This is a genomic window from Xenorhabdus lircayensis, from assembly GCF_016306625.1.
Taxonomy (GTDB): domain Bacteria; phylum Pseudomonadota; class Gammaproteobacteria; order Enterobacterales; family Enterobacteriaceae; genus Xenorhabdus; species Xenorhabdus lircayensis.
In genome coordinates, this window is sequence record NZ_JACOII010000034.1 from 43,248 (window position 1) to 62,110 (window position 18,863).

The following is an 18,863-nucleotide window of genomic DNA, read 5'->3' on the forward strand; positions in this document are numbered from 1 at the left end:
ATAATCGTGTCGAAGAATAATCGAGTCGGAAAATAATTGGGTCGGAAAAATGACGGGGCGCATTCTATCAGTATATGGCTCACGGTGTGAGATTAATATGAAACTCAGGGCTCTATCCACGAGATGCCCTGAGTTTAAGATTTATTGATGGCTAGCTATTGATGACTCACTATTGATGAGAAACAACCACCAGACGAATGGCATCCAGACGCCAATTAGCCTGATCAAGATTGAGCAACAAATTTTTATGCTCAGATCCAATCGCTTCCAGCTCATCATCACGGATATTCGGGTTAACCGCTTTCAGGGCTTCCAGACGTGACAATTCCGCTGACAGCACTTCATCGGCCTCTTTCTTCGCCCTCTCAATCAATTCACGCGCTTGCTCTTCAACCAGAGGATCAGATTGTTGCAAAATAGCATGAACTTCTTGCTGCACCGCATTGACCAGTTTGCTGGCATTGTGGCGATTGATGGCATTTAGCTGGCGGTTGAAACTTTCAAATTCCACCTGAGAGGCCAGATTGGTGCCTTTCAGATCCAACAAGAGACGTACAGGGGTTGGTGGCAAGAAACGGGTCAATTGCAGATGTTTCGGCGCTTGGGCTTCAACGACGTAAATTAACTCAACCAACAGCGTACCGACCGGCAGTGCCTTGTTTTTCAAGATGGAAACGGCACAGCTTCCTGTATCCCCTGACAAGATTAAATCCAGGCCATTGCGAATGATTGGGTGTTCCCAGCTTAAGAATTGAGTATCTTCGCGAGACAGTGCTTTTTCACGATCAAATGTGATGGAACAGCCATCTGTCGGCAATCCTGGGAAATCGGGCACCAGCATATGATCGGATGGATGCAGGGCAATAATACTGTCACTGTGATCTTCCTGATTGATGCCGACGATATCGAATAGATTCAGGGCAAAACTCACCAGATCCGTATCGTTATCCTGCGCCGCGATTTTTTCTGCCAGTTTTTGACCTTGCTCGCCACCGTTGGAATTCATCTCCAGCAGACGGTCACGGCCTTGCTCCAATTGCTGTTTGAGCTGCTCATGATGCGTGCGGCATTCTGTAATCAATTCACTGAAGCCAGTTTGCTCATTTGGTTTAGCAAGGAAGTTCAGCAGGATTTCATAATACTTGTCATAGATAGCACGACCTGTTGGGCAGGTATGTTCAAAAGCATCCAGACCTTCGTGATACCAGCGCAGGAGAATGGATTGCGCGGTATTTTCCAGATAAGGTACGCTGATCTTGATATCGCGGCTTTGACCGATGCGATCCAGACGGCCGATACGCTGTTCCAGCAAATCAGGGTTGAACGGCAGATCAAACATGACAAGCTGATTGGCAAACTGGAAGTTACGACCTTCGGAGCCAATTTCAGAACAGAGCAGCACTTGCGCGCCTTCTTCTTGAGAAGCGAAGTAAGCGGCAGCACGGTCACGTTCCAGCAGGGATAAACCTTCGTGGAACACGGCACTGCGGATACCTTCACGTTCACGCAGAACTTGCTCCAGTTGCAGCGCGGTTTCTGCCTTGGCACAGATCACCAGCACTTTTTCGTCCCGGTTTGCCATCAAGAAACCCATCAGCCATTCTACGCGGGGATCGAAGTTCCACCATGTAGCATTTTCACCTTCGAATTCCTGATAGATCCGCTCAGGATAGAGCATATCTTTGGCGCGTGCTTCCACAGTCTTTTTGGCGCCCATGATTTCAGAAACCTTGATTGCCGTTTGGTACTGGGCTGGCAATGGTAACTTGATTTCGTGCAGTTCACGATGTGGGAAACCTTTCACGCCACCACGAGTATTACGGAACAGCAGTCTGCTGGTGCCGTGGCGATCCATCAGCATAGCGATCAGTTCACGGCGAGCATTGTGACTCTCTTCATCCTGATGACTGTTTGCCGCTTTCAGCATAGGCTCAATATCCTGCTCGCTGATCAGCTCGACAATCACATTTTGCTGATCATTGCTCAGGATTTCACCGGACAACAGCAACGTGACGGCATCCGCAACGGGATGGTACTTCTGTTGTTCATCAATAAATGCTTGATAATCATGGAAACGATTTGGATCTAGCAGGCGCAGACGGGCAAAGTGACTCTCTTGGCCCAACTGTTCTGGTGTTGCTGTCAGTAGCAGGATGGACGGAATTTGCTCTGCCAATTGTTCGATAACATGATACTCACGGCTGGGGGCTGCTTCGCTCCATGCCAGATGGTGAGCTTCATCCACCACCATCAAATCCCAGCTTGCTTCCAGCAGGTGCTCAAAGCGCTGTTTATTGCGGCGAACAAAATCCAGAGAACAGATAACCAACTGCTCTGTTTCAAATGGATTATCACTGTCATGAAGTGCTTCGCTATATCGGCCATCATCAAACAGCGAAAAGCGCAGGTTGAATCGGCGCAGCATTTCTACCAGCCATTGGTGTTGCAGGCTGTCTGGCACAATGATTAACACACGTTCGGCACGTCCAGCCATCAATTGCTGATGGATAATCATACCAGCTTCAATGGTTTTACCCAGCCCAACCTCATCTGCCAGCAACACACGAGGGGCGTGCCGCTTGCCAACTTCATTGGCAATATGTAACTGGTGAGGGATCAAACTGGCACGAATGCCACGTAGCCCACTTTCTGCCAGACGAAATTGCTCGCTTTGGTGTTTACGGGCGCGAAAACGCAGTGCAAAGCGATCCATGCGGTCAATTTGCCCAGCAAACAGACGATCCTGTGGCTTATTAAACGTCAGCTTGCTATCCAGAAAAACTTCCCGTAGGCAGGTATTTTCTTCTTCAGTATCCAGACGAGTACCGATGTAGATCAGCAGGCCATTATCTTGCTGAACATCATCGATCTTGAGTTTCCAGCCTTCGTGACTAGTCACGGTATCACCCATATTAAACATAACGCGGGTAATGGGGGAGTCATTGCGTGCGTAAATGCGGTTTTCTCCGCTGGCAGGAAAAAGCAACGTCACCATGCGCGCATCAAGCGCCACGACGGTTCCTAATCCAAGTTCGCTTTCTGTATCGCTTATCCAGCGTTGACCAAGAGTAAATGGCATAAATTTTGGCTCAGTTTTCTGTTATACAATATTATTTATGGTTGCAGGCTGGCTGCTTTTGTTGGATATCGATCATCATTGGTTATCGATAGAGATAGTTTTCAATAGCACTTTACTGCTCCCGTTTTTTGGTAACGGGGTCACAAAAGTACCATTGCCCAATTAGAGGGGCGATATGTTAATTGAAGCGGAGCAAGTCGTCACCTGCAAAAATATCCATTATTCGAAAGAAATGCTCATTTGCCCTGTCAGCAGGGCCATAAAGTCATCTTGAATAAATGGCAAGATGGCATCGGCAATTGGCATCAATTGTTTATTGATATAGTGCTCATAGTCTGGCGCAGCGGTCTGATTTTCCAACGGTTCAGGCCCAGCTTGGGTGATGACATAGTTGATCCAACCACCATTTTGATATTGTAACGGACGATTATGCTGCTGATTATACTCATCAGCTAAACGTGCTGCCCGAACATGGGGAGGAACATTGCGCTGATAATCAGACAAATTACGGCGCAGCCGCTTGCGATAAATCAGGCGATCATCAAATTCACCTGCCAGCGTTTTGGCAATATACTCACGAATGTAATTCTGATGGGGCTGCTGGTGAAAAATCAGGGTATACAGCTCCTTTTGGAACATTTGTGCGAGTGGCGTCCAATCAGTTCTTACCGTTTCAAGCCCTTTGAAAATCACCTTATCGCCACTCAACCCGGCATAGCGTTTTTTACTGCCTTGCTCTGCACCTCGTACCGTTGGCATCAGAAAGCGTCGATAGTGCGTTTCAAATTCCAGTTCTAGCGCATTTTCGAGATTAAATTCGGTTTTGAGATGGTTCCGCCACCATTGGTTGACAGATTGCGCGAGAGAAAGACCAATTTGGCTGGCTTCTTCTTCAGAATGAGGACGTTTCAGCCAGACAAACGTCGAATCTGTATCGCCATAAATCACCTGATAGCCCTGAGATTCAATCAATTCGCGGGTTTGATGCATGATTTTGTGCCCACGAATGGTAATTGATGACGTCAGACGAGGATCAAAAAAGTGGCAGCCAGAAGCGCCAAGCACACCATAAAACGCATTCATAATAATTTTCAGGGCTTGGGAAAGTGGCGCATTCTGTTGCTTTTTGGCTTTATCACGCTCATGCCAGATTTGCGTGACGATATCAGGCAGACAATGTTGCGTGCGGGAGAAAAACGCCTGCCGAAAACCGGGTACGGCATGTTCATTGTCGGGATGGGCAAGACCTTCGACCATGCCTACCGGATCAATAAGGAACGTACGAATAATGGAAGGATAGAGGCTCTTGTAATCCAGCACCAGCACCGAATCATACAGTCCGGGAAACGAATCCATCACGAAACCACCGGGGCTGTTATCATCGAAATAAGCTGGTTGAACGGGAGCGACATAGCCAAGACGGTGCATTCTCGGTAGATAAAGGTGAGTGAATGCGGCCACAGATCCCCCGCTGCGATCCACCGCCAACCCTGTTACCGTGGCGCGTTCCAATAGGAACGCCATCAAATCCACTTTCTCAAAAATACGGTTGACCAGAATGCAGTCCTGCAAATTATAGTGAGCAAGGGCGGGCTTATCCTCCTGAAAGCGACGATTGATTTCATCCATCCGGTCATAAGGATTATCAACGGCTTTTCCTTCCCCTAATAGCGCTTGTGCAACGTATTCCAGACTGAACGAAGGAAAATTCCACGTTGCAGTTTTCAGCGCATCGATACCATCAATAATCAGGCGGCCTTCTGCTGACGCAAAAAAATGCCCCGGCTTGAAACCGTGTTCACGCCATTCGAGCAAACCTTGATTTCGCCCAAATTTTAGCGGCACGTTATAGCGTTCGCTGTGTTTCTGTAAAATTTTCAAATCAAACTGAATCAGATTCCAGCCAATAATGGCATCAGGATCGTAATAAGCCAGCCATTCATTGAGTTTTTCCAGCATCATTGGGCGGCTGGCAATATACTCCAGTTTGAAATCGAGATCTTGCTGGCTACCACTCTCTGGCCCTAACATAAACACGGTCTTCTCACCGCATCCAGCCAGGCCAATGGAATATAATTCCCCATTCTGGCTGGTTTCGATATCCAACGACACCCATTTCAAATTGGGGCGATAGGAGGGATTGGGCTTCATCTGATAACTTCCATCCGGTTTCTGACTGAACCAAACGGGAGCAGTAATAAAACGTTCCATCATAAATCGGTCGGGTGGACGGATATCGGTTTCGTAGAGCGGAATATCCTGCTCTTTGAGGACTTTTTCCAGATGTTGCAATTGGTGATATTGTAAGCAATACAGTGCAGCAACAGGTTGACGATTGAAATCTTTTAGTGACAATACGTTCAGTTCGCAGTGCCGTTCTTGTGCTAGTAGACGCTCAGCTTTAAGCAAATCACGTTGAGGAATAAAGGCAATAGCTTTTTGACGAGGGATCGTGATGCGGCGCGCGCCCGTATCTGTCGCCAGCCAATATACCAACTCAATACCAGATGGTGTCTCTTTCCAGTGACGGGATAGTACAAAACCTTCTTCAACGTGGTTTGTTTGCATAATGTTTCTGTTTAAGCGCCATCAGCCAGAATCAGTATTATCGACGATGGTTTCAACTATAGCATTTGTGGTGGTTATTTATACAGTGTTTTTTGAAAGGCCAATAAGACGAGAGTTGGTAATGAAAAATGGGTTAACTAAAAAGCAAGCAGAACAGCTCGCCAGCTTCAATAAAGAAGTACTGCTCGAAATCATCCATGTATTAATCAAAAATAATGAATAGGCTCAAACCACATTAGCCAGTGGTTATCTATTGGAGCCGAAAGATATCCTTAAACTGATTGAAAAAGAATATAAAAAGCGTACCAAAAGTCAGCGTTTTTTTGATTATTACGAAACGGATATCTTCTTTGAAGAGCTGTACAAAGCGATGACTCCGTTGCTTGATAACGCGATTTTGCAGGCACCGGAAGAGTCAGAAACACTATTGGCGAAAATGGTGCTGGATTTTGACCGTGTGGCTGAAACTAAGGATACATCGAGCGGTGGTTGGCAAGATTATTACTTTTATCTGATCGAAACATGGATAAAAGCGATTGCCTTGCAAAAAGATATTGATAGGGCCGTTGTGGCGAATAAGCTTTTCAATATCGCCCAACGGACTTATTTCTGTTCTAATGAAACCTTCTTGCTCAATTACAAAAACGACTTTGGTCTGGAAACATTCTACCTACTACGGGATCTCTTTTATCATCATAAAAAATATAGAGAAGCCATAGCTATTAGCAAAGCTCTCAATGACATGGATTTCTTGAAGATGATGATTGATCAAAAGCTCGAATCCTCCTCAATAATTACGGCTTATCTGACTTATGCGGAATTGTTGATTGAAGGTGTCCGGGCGGATGAAGCGATTGTGATATTGGAGAATTTTCGAAAAGATTATGAAATCCAAAAATCCAAGTATTATGATGTGCTGATGTCACTGTTAATTAAAGCCAATATTGACGAAGGCCAGAAAGAAAAAGCAAAAGAGCTTTGTTTCGAAGCCTTTCAAAATGAATATAGCTATAAATTTTATGAATTATATGAAAATCTGATTGATGAAAGTGAAAGATCTCAGGCCATACAATTATTTCTGGGGGTTACCAAAAAAGATGGAGACTTCCAGTATATCTGCTTCTTGGTCGAAATGCAGAAATTCGATCTTCTCAATGAATATATTTTGACTCTCGAAGAGAAAAATAAAGAAAGACTCATCGAAATTTGTGGTCATAAATTAGCCATGGAAGGCTCAGCAGGGCTGGATAAATGTGGTTTTGCTCATTCGGCGATATTTTTGCGACGAGCGCTGGTCACTGATGTCCTTAATCGCGGCGAAAGTAAATATTATAAATATTCTGTTTCTGATCTGAAAAAGAGCCTTGACTATAGTCAAAAAATATCAAGTTGGCAGGAGCTTGATACTAATGAAACCTATTTAAATTCGCTGTATGAAAAGCACAAAAGAAAAGTTTCATTCTGGACCTTGGTGGAGGGGAAAATCAAGAGGATCTCTATTAGCAAAGCTGGGCTGAATTATAGTAAATAATTGTTTTATTGGTTTATAACTTCATATCTTGATTATCACTTTCACAGAATGATAATCAAGATATAACGCTTAAGCATTTTACCAACGCATTTAAGTGCCTTTTTTTATTATGTTTAGTTGGGTAAGATGTTTACCGTTTTTTATGGAGAAAATAAATATTAATTTCACTTGGTAAATATTGATGAATAATCCAAATAAGCTGAGTCAAACAGATATCAAAGCCTTACTGTTATTTATAGCTTTCATGCTGCTTTATTTACTACCTGGCATTTATGGGCATACTCCTTGGAAACAAGATGAGAATTATAGTTTTGGCATTATTCAAACCATGTATGAGACAGGGAATTGGCTGGTGACAATGAATGCGGGGCAACCTTTCATGGAAAAGCCTCCTCTGTATTATTGGACTGCAACCTCATTCATATATCTATTATCCCACTGGCTTCCGATGCATGACGCAGCCAGAACCGCTTCTTTATTTTTTTCTGTTATCAATTTTTCCTTTTTTATCCTGCTGTCTCGTCGGGTATTTGATGTCAAGGACTTCACAGATAGCCGGATATGGATTGCCTTTGCTTTGTATGCCAGCGCCCCCGGATTGGTTCGTCACAGCCATGATATGTTCACCGATACATCATTGATAGCAGGAACCACCATCGGCTTATATGGCTTATTGGGATTGATCAAAAATGAAAAAACGGGCTATTCCTGCTTATGGCTAATCATTGGTACAGTCACGACACTGTTATCAAAAGGGGTATTTATTCCTGGGCTATTATGGATTTGCCTGATTCTCGCTCCTGTCTTTCTTAAACGCTGCCGAACTCAACAATATTGGCTAAGTGCTCTATTGTCAGGAGGAATTGCGTTAGTCTTAATCTTGCCGTGGCCAGTTATGTTATTTATTGAACATCCTGACTTATTTAAAGTTTGGTTTTGGGATAACAATATAGGCCGTTTTTTAGGTTTTTCTGTTGAGGATTTGGGCGCTAGAGGTAATTGGACAATAATCCCTGAAGCTGTGCTATTTTTTGCTCTGCCATCAGGTGTATTGGCCTTCATATTCATATTAAAACATCCAATTAAGACTCTGTCAGATGAACATTATTTTCTTTGTGCGGCATTTGTTGTATTAGGCGTTGCTCTATTACAAACATCTGTCTCCGGTCGTGCGTTATATTTATTGCCTTTTATTGCACCAATGGCAATTTTAGCTACAGAAGTTTTCATTAAGCTTCCTGAGGTAATTTATAAATATTTAAGCAGATGTTTCTCCACAATTTGGTTTGTTCTGATTTTATTTTTATGGAGTAGTTACTTCTTGGCACTTTCCACCGATTATAAACATTGGCTAACACCCTTTGGCAGATGGCTGCCAATGAGTTATCAGATGCATTTTTCAGGATTTATATTTGTTGTTGCTGTCTTAATTACAGCTGTATGGGCAGCTAAAAATTGGCTACTCTCTAAATCTCCTGCTCTGCGAGCCGCACAAAATTGGGTTTTGGGTATTGCCACTGTTTGGGGGGTAGTATTTACATTATTTATTGGCTGGATTGATTATGCCAAAGGTTATAAAGACGTATTTCTTGACCTAAAACAGAAGTTGGCAGGAGTATATCTATATCAAGATAATCAATGTATGGCGTCATATAATCTTGGAGAGTCTGAAGCACCAATGCTTTATTACTATTCCCATATCTTACATCAGCAACAGAATATATTTGAAACACCTGAAAAATGCGATTGGTTGATTATCTTATCCGAAGAAATCGAATCTGCCCCCAAGGGAATGGTGCTATTTTGGCATGGGCATAGGCCAGATGAAGATCGTGAAAAATTAATTGTTTATAAGAAAGTTGAGTTGGAAGATAAAAAATCTAACGAGTAGAGAAAATTATATTAGTGGCCACTTAAATGGCCACTTTAAATTAAATTATTGTTATCATAAAGTTTAGCTGATTTAACTTATCCCCAAAATTGCCGCCTCAGCGGCCTCTCCACTCACCAACTTCTCAGTCGCTCCATCATAATGAATTTTCCCATCCACAATCAGCAAAGAACGCGGGGCGATTTTCGCTGCGTCATCAAGATTATGGGACACCATTAATAAAGTTATTTGGCGTTCACTACATATTTGATCCAACAATTCCAGCATTTCATTGCGCAAAGCAGGGTCAAGTGCCGAAAATGGCTCATCCAGCAATAAAATCGGTTGATGGCGGACTAAACAGCGAGCCAGTGCTGCACGTTGGCGTTGTCCGCCAGAAAGTTGAGCAGGCAGGCGGAGTAAATAGTCTTCCAGCGATACCTGATTGGCAATTTGTTGGAGATTTTTCTTTTGCTCAGTACTCAATCGCAATCCAGGATGCAATCCCAAACCAATATTTTGCGCAATGGTCAAATGGGAAAACAGGTTATTTTCCTGAAATAGCATTGAAACTGGCCGCTTGGAAGGTGGGGTATTTGTATGATTTTCACCATCCAGCCAGATATCACCTTGTTCTGGAAACTGGAAACCCGCCATTAAACTTAATAATGTGCTTTTACCCGCTCCACTTGGGCCAAGGATCGCAATGCGTTCTCCGGCCTTAACGGTCACATAAAAATGCATGGCAAGGTGTTCATAAGTATAAGTGACATTTTCAAGTTTAATCATGGCGTCGGCTCGGTAAGCGTTCAATCACAGTGAATAAAATAAAACAAAGCAGGAGTAGTAGGAATGCGGTTACAGCCCCATCCTGACTGCGATATGCCCCAATTTGCTGATAAAGATAGAAGGGGAGAGTACGGAAATCTTCGTTGCCAAATAATGCGACAACCCCAAAATCTCCAATTGATAATACACAGGCAAAGGCCAGCGCTTGTGCCAACGGAATTTTCAGTGCCTTAAGCTCAATTAAGCGCAGGCGGTGAATGCCTTGAATATTGAGGGAACGGCATAGAGGATTGTAGCGCTCTGCCAGATCACGCATTGGGTTATCCAATACTTTCAGAGCATAAGGGATCGCCATCAGTGCGTTGGTCAAGATAACCAATCCGTAAGGTGATTGAGGTATGCCAATGGTTGTGTTCAGCAGAAGAAAAAAGCCTGTAGCAAGGACAATTCCCGGCATGGCAAGAATCAATAAACCGCTGGTTTCCATTGTCTGTGCCCAGCGAGGAGAATGGTGTAAGCGCAATTCGCGGCTGCTCCATAGCAGCATCATGGTCAATACGACACATAGTAATCCCGCGCCCAACGCAATAATGATCGAAGTTGTAAAGGCTTGCCATAACGCGGGCTGGAGTAAGACAGTAAAAATGCTGTGGTTCAGGCCACCTACCACTACTGCTAACAAAGGAGGAAGTAAAAGCAGTAACGCGGTGCTAATCAGTAGACCATCAGATAATTTTCGCAGCCACGAATCCTGTGGGTTACGCCATTGTTGTTGATGACCATAACCAACGGAGAGAGCCCCTTTTAGCTTTTGGCTAACTAGCACTAGGCCAAGACAGCAAAAGAGCTGAATAAGTGCAAGCAGGGCAGCATGAGCGAGATCGTAGTCGTAACTGAGAGCTTGGTAAATGGCAAGTTCAATGGTTGTCGCAGCGGGGCCACCGCCCAGTGCGAGCACGGTGGCGAAGCTGGCGAAGCACAGCATGAAAATCAGCGCACCTGCCGGCAAAATTTGGCGGCGCAGATAAGGCCACTCTATAAAACGAAAATGCTGCCATTCACTCATACCAAGTTGGGCAGAGAGTTGCCGCTGTTCGATTGCAATATTTTCCAGCGATTGCAGTAGTAGCCGTGTTGCCATTGGCATATTGAAAAAAATATGTGCCAGCAGAATTCCTTGTAGCCCGTAAGGGGTAAAACGATATTCAACACCTATCCATTGGGAAATATTTGCCAGCCAGCCGGTTTGACCATAAACGGTCAGAATACCAAACAGAGCGACCAAAACAGGAAGAATCAATGTCATTGCGCATAAGCGCAGAAACAGTGCCCTGCCCGGAAAATGACGACGGTAAAGTGCTCTTGCAAGAAAAATGGCGGGTGTTACCGATAAGACGGCAGATAGAAATGCCTGCCAGAAAGTGAAGCGAATGACATGCCATAGATAACTGTCATTTAAGAATTCCTGCCAGTGGCTTTCAGGCGCACTGAACCACAGCGCCCCAAATGCTGACAGGGCAACGATAATTAATAGACCGGAGGCAATGACCCCCGGCAATAACCAGCCCGCAATTAACGGCTTACAGCACTTTGCCATGTACGGATCCATTTTGTACGGTGTTTTGCCACATCATCTGCGTTGAATTGCAGAGATTTCTCAGGTACAGGAAGTTGTTTGAAGGCGTCAGGCAAAGGGATATCAATCACGGGATACATCCATTGAGTTGTCGGCAGTACTTGCTGAAATGCCGGTGAAATCATAAAGTTCATGAATTTCTGTGCCAGTTCCGGTTGCTTGCTTGAGGCTAACTGAGCTGCTACTTCAACCTGCAAATAGTGACCTTCTTTGAATATAGCCGCGGCATAGTTATCTTTTTTCTCAGACATGATGTGATAGCCCGGTGAGGTAGTGTAGCTCAACACCATATCGCCTTCACCTTTCAAAAACAGGCCATAGGCTTCACTCCAGCCCTTAGTAACGGTGAGTGTCTTTTTGGCAACTTTTAGCCATTCTTGTGCTGTTTTATCTCCATAGAGATCCTGCATCCAAAGCAGCAGCCCCAAGCCCGGAGTGCTAGTGCGTGGATCTTGGTAAATAATCTTCCAATTCTGGTGGCTATTGATTAATTCATCCATACTTTTTGGTGGATGAGGTAAGGTGTTCTTGTTGTAAATAAAGGCAAAGTAACCGTAATCGTAAGGAATAAACGTTGTGTTGTTCCATACAATGGGTAATTTCAGTTTTGAGGTATCGACATGACTTGGCGTGAACAATCCTGTTTGTTGAGCGGCCTGAATCAGATTGTTATCCAACCCCAGCACGATATCTGCCGACGTTTTTTGGCCTTCCATTCGCAAACGGTTCAGCAGGGATACCCCATCTTCCAGAGCAATGAGCTCCAGTTCACAACCACACTCTGCTTCAAAGGCTTTTTTAATGGCAGGCCCGGAGCCCCATTCAGAGGCAAATGAATCATAAGTGTAAACTGTCAATGTGGGCTTCGCTTGAGCTGTCTGAGCAAAGACACAGGCAAAAATCGATAGCGTACTGATGGCAATAAAGCGGGAAAATAATTTCTTAAACACTTTGCTCTCCTGTAGTTATAAACATTAGTTATAAACATTAGTTATGAAGATTAGTCATTAACGTTAGTTGTGAGCAGATTGGCAAAGGACCTGAGAAGGTGCTAAATGAAATTACTTATTTTCTATCAATGATTAGCGACTCAAATCCCTACGTCGGTACTAGCCGGTTCAGGTTCGACGGGTTTGTTCTCAGCAGCGTTATTTCACAACAGCCGCACCCCGTTGAGATGGCGGTATTGTAGAGACTTCGGCTACGCCTGCAAAGTCCAATTATAGAGGTTTACCGCTTGAGATGAGTGTGAAACAATTAGCTATCTTTTCAAATTGGTTTTATCAAGAGGTAGTCTGGTGATCGATGATGATGGCTACCGCCCGAATGTAGGAATTGTAATTTGTAATCGCCAAGGGCAGGTTCTATGGGCCCGTCGCTATGGGCAGCATTCCTGGCAGTTTCCTCAGGGTGGTATCAATCCAGGGGAATCACCAGAACAAGCGATGTATCGCGAGTTGTTCGAAGAAGTTGGTTTAAATCGCAAAGATGTTCGGGTTCTCGCCTCAACCCGGAGTTGGCTGCGTTACAAATTACCCAAGCGTTTGGTGCGTTGGGATACAAAGCCTGTGTGTATTGGGCAAAAGCAACGTTGGTTTTTATTGCAGTTGCTGTGTAATGAGGCCGATATTAATGTGCAGCGCAGTAATACGCCAGAATTTGATGGCTGGCGTTGGGTCAGCTATTGGTATCCTGTCCGGCAGGTGGTTTCTTTTAAACGGGATGTGTATCGCCGCGTGATGAAAGAATTTTCATCTATTGTGATGCCAATGCAAGAATCCACTTCATTGCTACATTCACCTTATTTACATCGTCGTAGAAGAAGTTAGGTAATTGTTATGCTCATGCGCTTACGGGAAATTGTCGAAAAGGTTGCTATGGCAGCTAACTTATCTGAAGCGCTTGAGCTGCTAGTCAATGAAACTTGTCTGGCAATGAACACGGATGTCTGTTCTATCTATCTGGCCGATCATCGGCGTCATTGTTATTACCTGATGGCAACCAAAGGGTTGAGGAAACCCAAAGGGCGAGTGATCAGTTTAGCCTTTAATGAGGGCGTCGTGGGTGAAGTTGGGCGTTTGTCTGAATTAATCAACCTCGCTGATGTCCGTGACCATCCTAGTTTCAAATATATTCCCCAAGTGCAAGAAGAAAGCCTGCGGGCTTTTTTAGGTGTACCGATTGTTTATCGCCGTCAGTTGCAGGGAATATTAGTTGTTCAGCAGCATGAACGGCGGCTATTTGATGAAAGTGAAGAATCTTTCATGGTTACACTGGCGATGCAGCTTGCGGTTATTCTTGCTCAGGCTCAGACAAAAGGGATATTTGGTCATTATCGACAGAGCCGTATTAAAGCGCTGTCCATTTCTAACGGTATTGTTATGGCTCAGGGATGGCAAGATCGCTCACAACCTTTGCTGGATCAGGTATCTGAGGCATCAACGCTGGATTATCAGGCTGAACGTTCGAGATTGACGCGCGCCCTAGAACAAGCAACAGCGGAATGCCGTCGTATCGGTAAGCGCTTCACTGCGAGTTCACAGAAAGAAAGTGCTGCCATTTTTGATCTCTATTCTCATTTATTAAATGATCCCCAACTCAAGCAGGATCTGTTTTATTCCGTAGATAATGGTTTTGTCGCGGAATGGGCGGTCAAAACCGTAATTGAAAAATACGCCGAACAGTTTGCCAGCTTGCAAGATCGTTACATGCGTGAAAGAGCTTCCGATCTGCGAGCGCTTGGACAGCGGGTATTGTTTCATCTGGATGATTCTTTCACTGATGCTGCTCAGTGGCCGGATCGCTTTATTCTGGTTGCCGATGAACTCAGTGCCAATTTGTTGGCTGAGATGCCACAGGAGCAATTGGCTGGTGTGATTGTACGAGATGGTGCGACCCACTCTCACTCTGCAATACTGGTTCGTGCGATGGGGATCCCCGCTATCATGGGGGCGGATATCCAACCTGAGTTATTGCATAGTCGGATGCTAATCCTTGATGGTTATCGCGGAGAAATTTTTATTGAGCCAGAGCCACTGATTGTTCAGGAATATCGGCAGATCATAGAGGAAGAACAGGTTCTCAGTAAACTGGCTGAAGGTGAACAGCAGCAGCAAGCACAGCTCAAAAGTGGAGAACGCGTTCTGGTACAACTCAATGCGGGCCTGAGTTTAAAATATGAACAGCAGATAGAAGATAGTATTGATGGCGTTGGGCTGTATCGCACAGAGATTCCCTTTATGCTGCATAGCGGTTTTCCATCAGAAGATGAGCAAAAAAACCGTTATCAAGAGATGCTAGAGCTTTTCCCTGATAAGCCGGTGGTGTTGCGAACCCTGGATATTGGTGCCGACAAACAACTTCCTTATATGCCTATTAGTGAAGAAAATCCCTGTCTTGGTTGGCGGGGAATTCGTATCACACTGGATCAGCCGGAAATATTCCTGATTCAGCTCAGGGCGATGCTGAAAGCCAATGCACTCACTGGCAATCTAAAAATACTCTTGCCGATGGTGACGAGTATTGAGGAAATTGATGAAGCCCGAAAATTGATTGAGAGAGCAAAAGCCGAGGTTGAGCAAGCCATCGCCGGCAAGATCACCATGCCCCATATCGGCATTATGCTTGAAGTGCCATCTACCATTTTTCTACTGCCACAGTTAAAGAAACGAATTGATTTTGTCTCTGTTGGCACGAATGACCTCACCCAGTATTTGCTTGCGGTGGATCGCAACAATACACACGTAGCCTCGTTATATGATAATTTACACCCTGCGGTGATTAGAGCTCTGAAACTGGCCTTTGATGAATGCCAACGTCTTTATCTTCCTATTAGCGTATGTGGCGAAATGGCGGGTTTACCGATGGGGACATTAATCTTGCTTGGTTTAGGTTATCGTAGCCTGAGTATGAGTGGCCGAAGCGTTCCACGCACCAAATATTTGCTGCGCCATTTGGATGCCAACGGACTCGAACGTCTTATCAAGGTGGTACTAAAAGCCGAAACTAGCCAGCAGGTAAAAGCATTGTCAGCTGAGTTTATGGAGTCGCATGGTCTGGGGGGCTTGATTCGAGGCGGTATTTAGCATTAACCCAGTTAAGTGCCTCTTGGGATAACTATCCTAATTAGGGTGGCGCTTAATCCATTTAGTTGCCTGTGCGATTATTTGTCTTAAGTTATTCAAGCAATATAATTCATTCGCACAAGATAATTTATTCACAATATCATTCATTCACACAACATTATTTTTAGTGGGGAACGATGAGCACTAGCTATCTGGCACTTCCTAATATTGACCCTGTCATATTTTCAATCGGACCTGTATCTCTCCACTGGTACGGTTTCATGTATCTGATTGGCTTTGTTTTTGCTATGTGGTTGGCAAATCGCCGTGCGGCAAAACCAAACAGCGGCTGGAACAAAACTGAAGTCGAGAATTTGCTGTATGCAGGATTTGTCGGGGTTTTCGTCGGTGGACGCCTCGGTTATGTTCTGTTCTATAATCTCCCAATGTTCCTTGATAATCCCCTTTATTTGTTCAAGGTTTGGGACGGAGGTATGTCTTTCCACGGTGGGCTGGTAGGGGTTACCTGCGCAATGTGGTGGTTTTCGCGCCGCACTAAACGCCACTTCTTACAAGTCGCTGATTTCGTTGCTCCATTGGTTCCCTTTGGTTTGGGTATGGGGCGTATCGGTAACTTTATCAATGGTGAGCTGTGGGGACGTGTTACGCTTGATACGCCGTGGGCTATGCTGTTCCCGGGTTCCCGCAGCGAAGACATCGCAATAGCTACAGCCAATCCTTCTTTTTGGCCGATTCTGGAAAAATATGGTGTCCTGCCTCGCCATCCATCACAGCTATATGAGATGGTGCTTGAAGGTATTGTGCTGTTTATCATCCTCAATTTATTTATCCGTAAACCACGCCCGATGGGGAGTGTTTCAGGTTTATTCCTGATTGGTTACGGTGCATTCCGCATAATAGTCGAATTTTTCCGCCAGCCTGATGTGCAGCTCGGGTTGTTTGAAGGAATCAGTATGGGGCAAATTCTTTCTATTCCGATGATTTTAATGGGAATTTTAATGATGGTATGGGCATGTAAATTCCCTGGTAACAAGACTCGCAACAAAGAGGTACAAGAGGCAAAATGAAACAGTATCTGGATTTAATGGAAAAAGTGCTGGAAGAAGGCACGGCAAAAGATGATCGAACGGGGACGGGAACACTCTCTATCTTTGGTCATCAGATGCGTTTCAATTTGCAAGAAGGTTTTCCATTGGTAACAACCAAGCGCTGCCATCTTCGTTCCATCATTCATGAACTGCTTTGGTTCTTGAATGGCGATACCAATATCAAATACCTGCATGATAATGGCGTGACCATCTGGAATGAATGGGCTGACGAAAATGGGGATTTAGGGCCTGTTTACGGTAAGCAATGGCGCGCCTGGGGCTCGGCGGATGGTCATCAAATCGATCAATTAACTCAAGTTATTGAGCAGTTGAAAAGTGATCCTGACTCACGCCGGATTATTGTTTCTGCATGGAACGTTGGGGAATTGGATAAAATGGCATTGGCACCATGCCATGCTTTTTTCCAGTTCTACGTAGCAGATGGCAAACTTTCCTGCCAGCTTTACCAGCGTTCCTGTGATGTATTTTTAGGTTTGCCATTCAATATTGCAAGTTATGCTCTGTTGGTGCATATGATGGCTCAGCAGTGTGATCTTGAAGTAGGTGATTTTGTCTGGACAGGTGGTGATACCCATCTTTACAGTAATCACTTGGAACAAACCAAACTTCAGTTAAGCCGTGAGCCGCGTGCGTTGCCTAAGTTGGTTATTAAGCGTAAGCCAGCCTCATTGTTTGATTATCAATTCGAAGACTTTGAGATTGTGGATTATGACCCACATCCGGGCATCAAAGCCCCAGTCGCAATTTAATATCAAATTCAATACCAAATTCAGTACCAAATTCAGTACCAAATTGTTAAAGAGCGGGTTTTACCTGCTCTTTTTACATTTATCGCCAGCAGTTCTCAATATTAAAAACTAACCCTCTATTACTTTTGCGTGTCGCTTCGCAAATAAAATGAAAATGTCATTTCATCACTACTTTTCTCTGAAACCGTTTCGCATAACTCAATTAACCGTCTTCCCATGTTTCGAAGTATCAAAGATATTTGCCGTAAGAAAAATCGTGCATGAAATATATCCAATAGAAAATGAATATGGCGATAACGTGTACTGGAAATAAACAGCGTGATAAAGCAGTGCGTAATAAAGAAATAAAAATTCGTGAACAATCAGGGTTTACATTATTGGAGTTACTGATAGCGATGTTCATCATTTCTATCAGTCTATCTTGGGGGCTATATCATTGGGGAAAATATCAAAACCGTCTGCGTTTGCAATCAGCAGTGAATAATGTGTTGTCTTTTATGGAAAGGCAACAGGCTCTGGCAAATTATCTGAATCAGGATCGTACATTATGGTTAGTGATGGGGAAGTCTTGGTGTTTGGCTTCTGTAACCAAGATAGCTGATTGTGATGAAGGTGATGGAGAACGCGTTAACTCTCCTCATGATGATGTGTTTTTGACATCATCCACGACCGAGCGCATTGATTTTTACGGCGTTAGGAACACAGCGATGCCAGCCAGTTTTATCCTGGAAAACTCTGCTGGTGAAATTAGCGTAGTAATTTCGGGACGCGGGCGAATCAGGACATGCAGTAATACTATTAGCCAGCTTCCTAATTGTGAGGGAATAAAAAATCCATGATGCTGACTATTTTCTGTTTTAAGCAAAAACAAACCGGATTTTCCTTGCTGGAAGTAATGGTAGCTATGCTAATTAGCAGTGTGATTTTTGTCGCCATGACGAAAACTTATCCAATTTTATCAGGCCAAGTTCTCGATCTTTATCGGAAATATCGGTTGCATTATTTGGTAAATAGAACTGTCTATTTGATGGGAAAAGACATCAGGCGGGCAGGTTATTGTCGGGATAGAAAACAGTGTAAAGGTGAGCCACTAGTAATTAAAAATAAAGATACGGAATCCGCCAACTCCTGTTTTATTGTCGCTTTTGATCTCAATTTAAATAATCGATGGGAAAAGCCCGATCATATTGAATCCGAATTTTTTGGTTATCGCTTAAATAACCGAGCTCTTGAATGGCAGAGAGGGACGGTTGATTGTCAGGGAAATGGTTGGGAAAGGTTATTTGATCCAAAAGAGATTGTGATTGATGCCTTTCATCTTGAGAAGTTACGGGCAAAGGGAGGGGCGATTTTTATCACCTTGTCCATTAATGCTCATTGGCTGAAATCCCCATCCGTTATGTATCGTTATCAAACGACAATCCGGTTGCGTAATGTCAGGGAATGA

13 protein-coding genes and 1 riboswitch are annotated in these 18,863 nt (G+C 44.2%); of the genes, 8 read left to right on the forward strand and 5 right to left on the reverse strand.

The window, feature by feature from the left end; genetic code table 11:
- Window positions 1-169 precede the first annotated feature (169 nt).
- On the reverse strand, window positions 170-3,079 hold the full coding sequence (gene rapA, locus H8A87_RS09015) for an RNA polymerase-associated protein RapA (RefSeq protein WP_198689638.1): 2,910 nt from the start codon (window positions 3,077-3,079) through the stop codon (window positions 170-172).
- 219 nt (window positions 3,080-3,298) lie between these two features.
- Window positions 3,299-5,647, reverse strand: a complete 2,349-nt coding sequence (locus tag H8A87_RS09020) for a DNA polymerase II (RefSeq protein ID WP_198689639.1) — start codon at window positions 5,645-5,647, stop codon at window positions 3,299-3,301.
- A gap of 253 nt (window positions 5,648-5,900) precedes the next feature.
- Between H8A87_RS09020 and H8A87_RS09025 the strand changes: the two genes are divergently transcribed.
- Window positions 5,901-7,178 (forward strand): DUF6880 family protein, encoded by a 1,278-nt coding sequence (locus H8A87_RS09025; protein WP_198689640.1) that lies wholly within the window; start codon window positions 5,901-5,903, stop codon window positions 7,176-7,178.
- Window positions 7,179-7,359: 181 nt separating this feature from the next.
- Window positions 7,360-9,069 (forward strand): ArnT family glycosyltransferase, encoded by a 1,710-nt coding sequence (locus H8A87_RS09030; protein ID WP_198689641.1) that lies wholly within the window; start codon window positions 7,360-7,362, stop codon window positions 9,067-9,069.
- A gap of 72 nt (window positions 9,070-9,141) precedes the next feature.
- Here H8A87_RS09030 and thiQ read toward each other — a convergent pair whose 3' ends face one another.
- The 3 genes from thiQ to thiB are packed head-to-tail and all read right to left on the reverse strand — an operon-like array spanning window position 9,142 to window position 12,423.
- The gene (gene thiQ / locus H8A87_RS09035) at window positions 9,142-9,837 is read right to left on the reverse strand and encodes a thiamine ABC transporter ATP-binding protein ThiQ (protein WP_198689642.1); all 696 of its coding nucleotides are present in this window, start codon (window positions 9,835-9,837) and stop codon (window positions 9,142-9,144) included.
- Window positions 9,830-11,434 (reverse strand): thiamine/thiamine pyrophosphate ABC transporter permease ThiP, encoded by a 1,605-nt coding sequence (thiP, locus tag H8A87_RS09040; protein WP_198689643.1) that lies wholly within the window; start codon window positions 11,432-11,434, stop codon window positions 9,830-9,832. Before thiP ends, thiQ begins: the two co-directional genes overlap by 8 nt.
- Complete coding sequence (thiB, locus tag H8A87_RS09045; RefSeq protein ID WP_198689644.1) at window positions 11,410-12,423, reverse strand: thiamine ABC transporter substrate binding subunit; 1,014 nt, start codon at window positions 12,421-12,423, stop codon at window positions 11,410-11,412. Before thiB ends, thiP begins: the two co-directional genes overlap by 25 nt.
- A 127-nt stretch (window positions 12,424-12,550) precedes the next feature.
- Window positions 12,551-12,655, reverse strand: a riboswitch (TPP riboswitch).
- 116 nt (window positions 12,656-12,771) lie between these two features.
- Between thiB and rppH the strand changes: the two genes are divergently transcribed.
- From rppH to H8A87_RS09075, 6 genes are all read left to right on the forward strand, one after another.
- Window positions 12,772-13,302 (forward strand): RNA pyrophosphohydrolase, encoded by a 531-nt coding sequence (rppH, locus tag H8A87_RS09050; protein ID WP_198689645.1) that lies wholly within the window; start codon window positions 12,772-12,774, stop codon window positions 13,300-13,302.
- Between the two features lie 9 nt (window positions 13,303-13,311).
- A complete protein-coding gene (gene ptsP, locus H8A87_RS09055) occupies window positions 13,312-15,558 on the forward strand; it encodes a phosphoenolpyruvate--protein phosphotransferase (protein ID WP_198689646.1) in 2,247 nt (748 codons plus the stop codon).
- A gap of 176 nt (window positions 15,559-15,734) precedes the next feature.
- Entirely contained in the window at window positions 15,735-16,625 is an 891-nt protein-coding gene (lgt, locus tag H8A87_RS09060; protein ID WP_198689647.1) for a prolipoprotein diacylglyceryl transferase, read from the forward strand.
- On the forward strand, window positions 16,622-17,416 hold the full coding sequence (gene thyA, locus H8A87_RS09065) for a thymidylate synthase (RefSeq protein ID WP_198689648.1): 795 nt from the start codon (window positions 16,622-16,624) through the stop codon (window positions 17,414-17,416). The genes lgt and thyA overlap by 4 nt, the downstream gene beginning before the upstream one ends.
- 287 nt (window positions 17,417-17,703) lie before the next feature.
- Complete coding sequence (locus tag H8A87_RS09070) at window positions 17,704-18,255, forward strand: prepilin peptidase-dependent protein (RefSeq protein WP_198689649.1); 552 nt, start codon at window positions 17,704-17,706, stop codon at window positions 18,253-18,255.
- Window positions 18,252-18,863: a prepilin peptidase-dependent protein gene (locus H8A87_RS09075; RefSeq protein WP_198689650.1), complete on the forward strand. Its 612-nt coding sequence runs from the start codon at window positions 18,252-18,254 to the stop codon at window positions 18,861-18,863. The genes H8A87_RS09070 and H8A87_RS09075 overlap by 4 nt, the downstream gene beginning before the upstream one ends.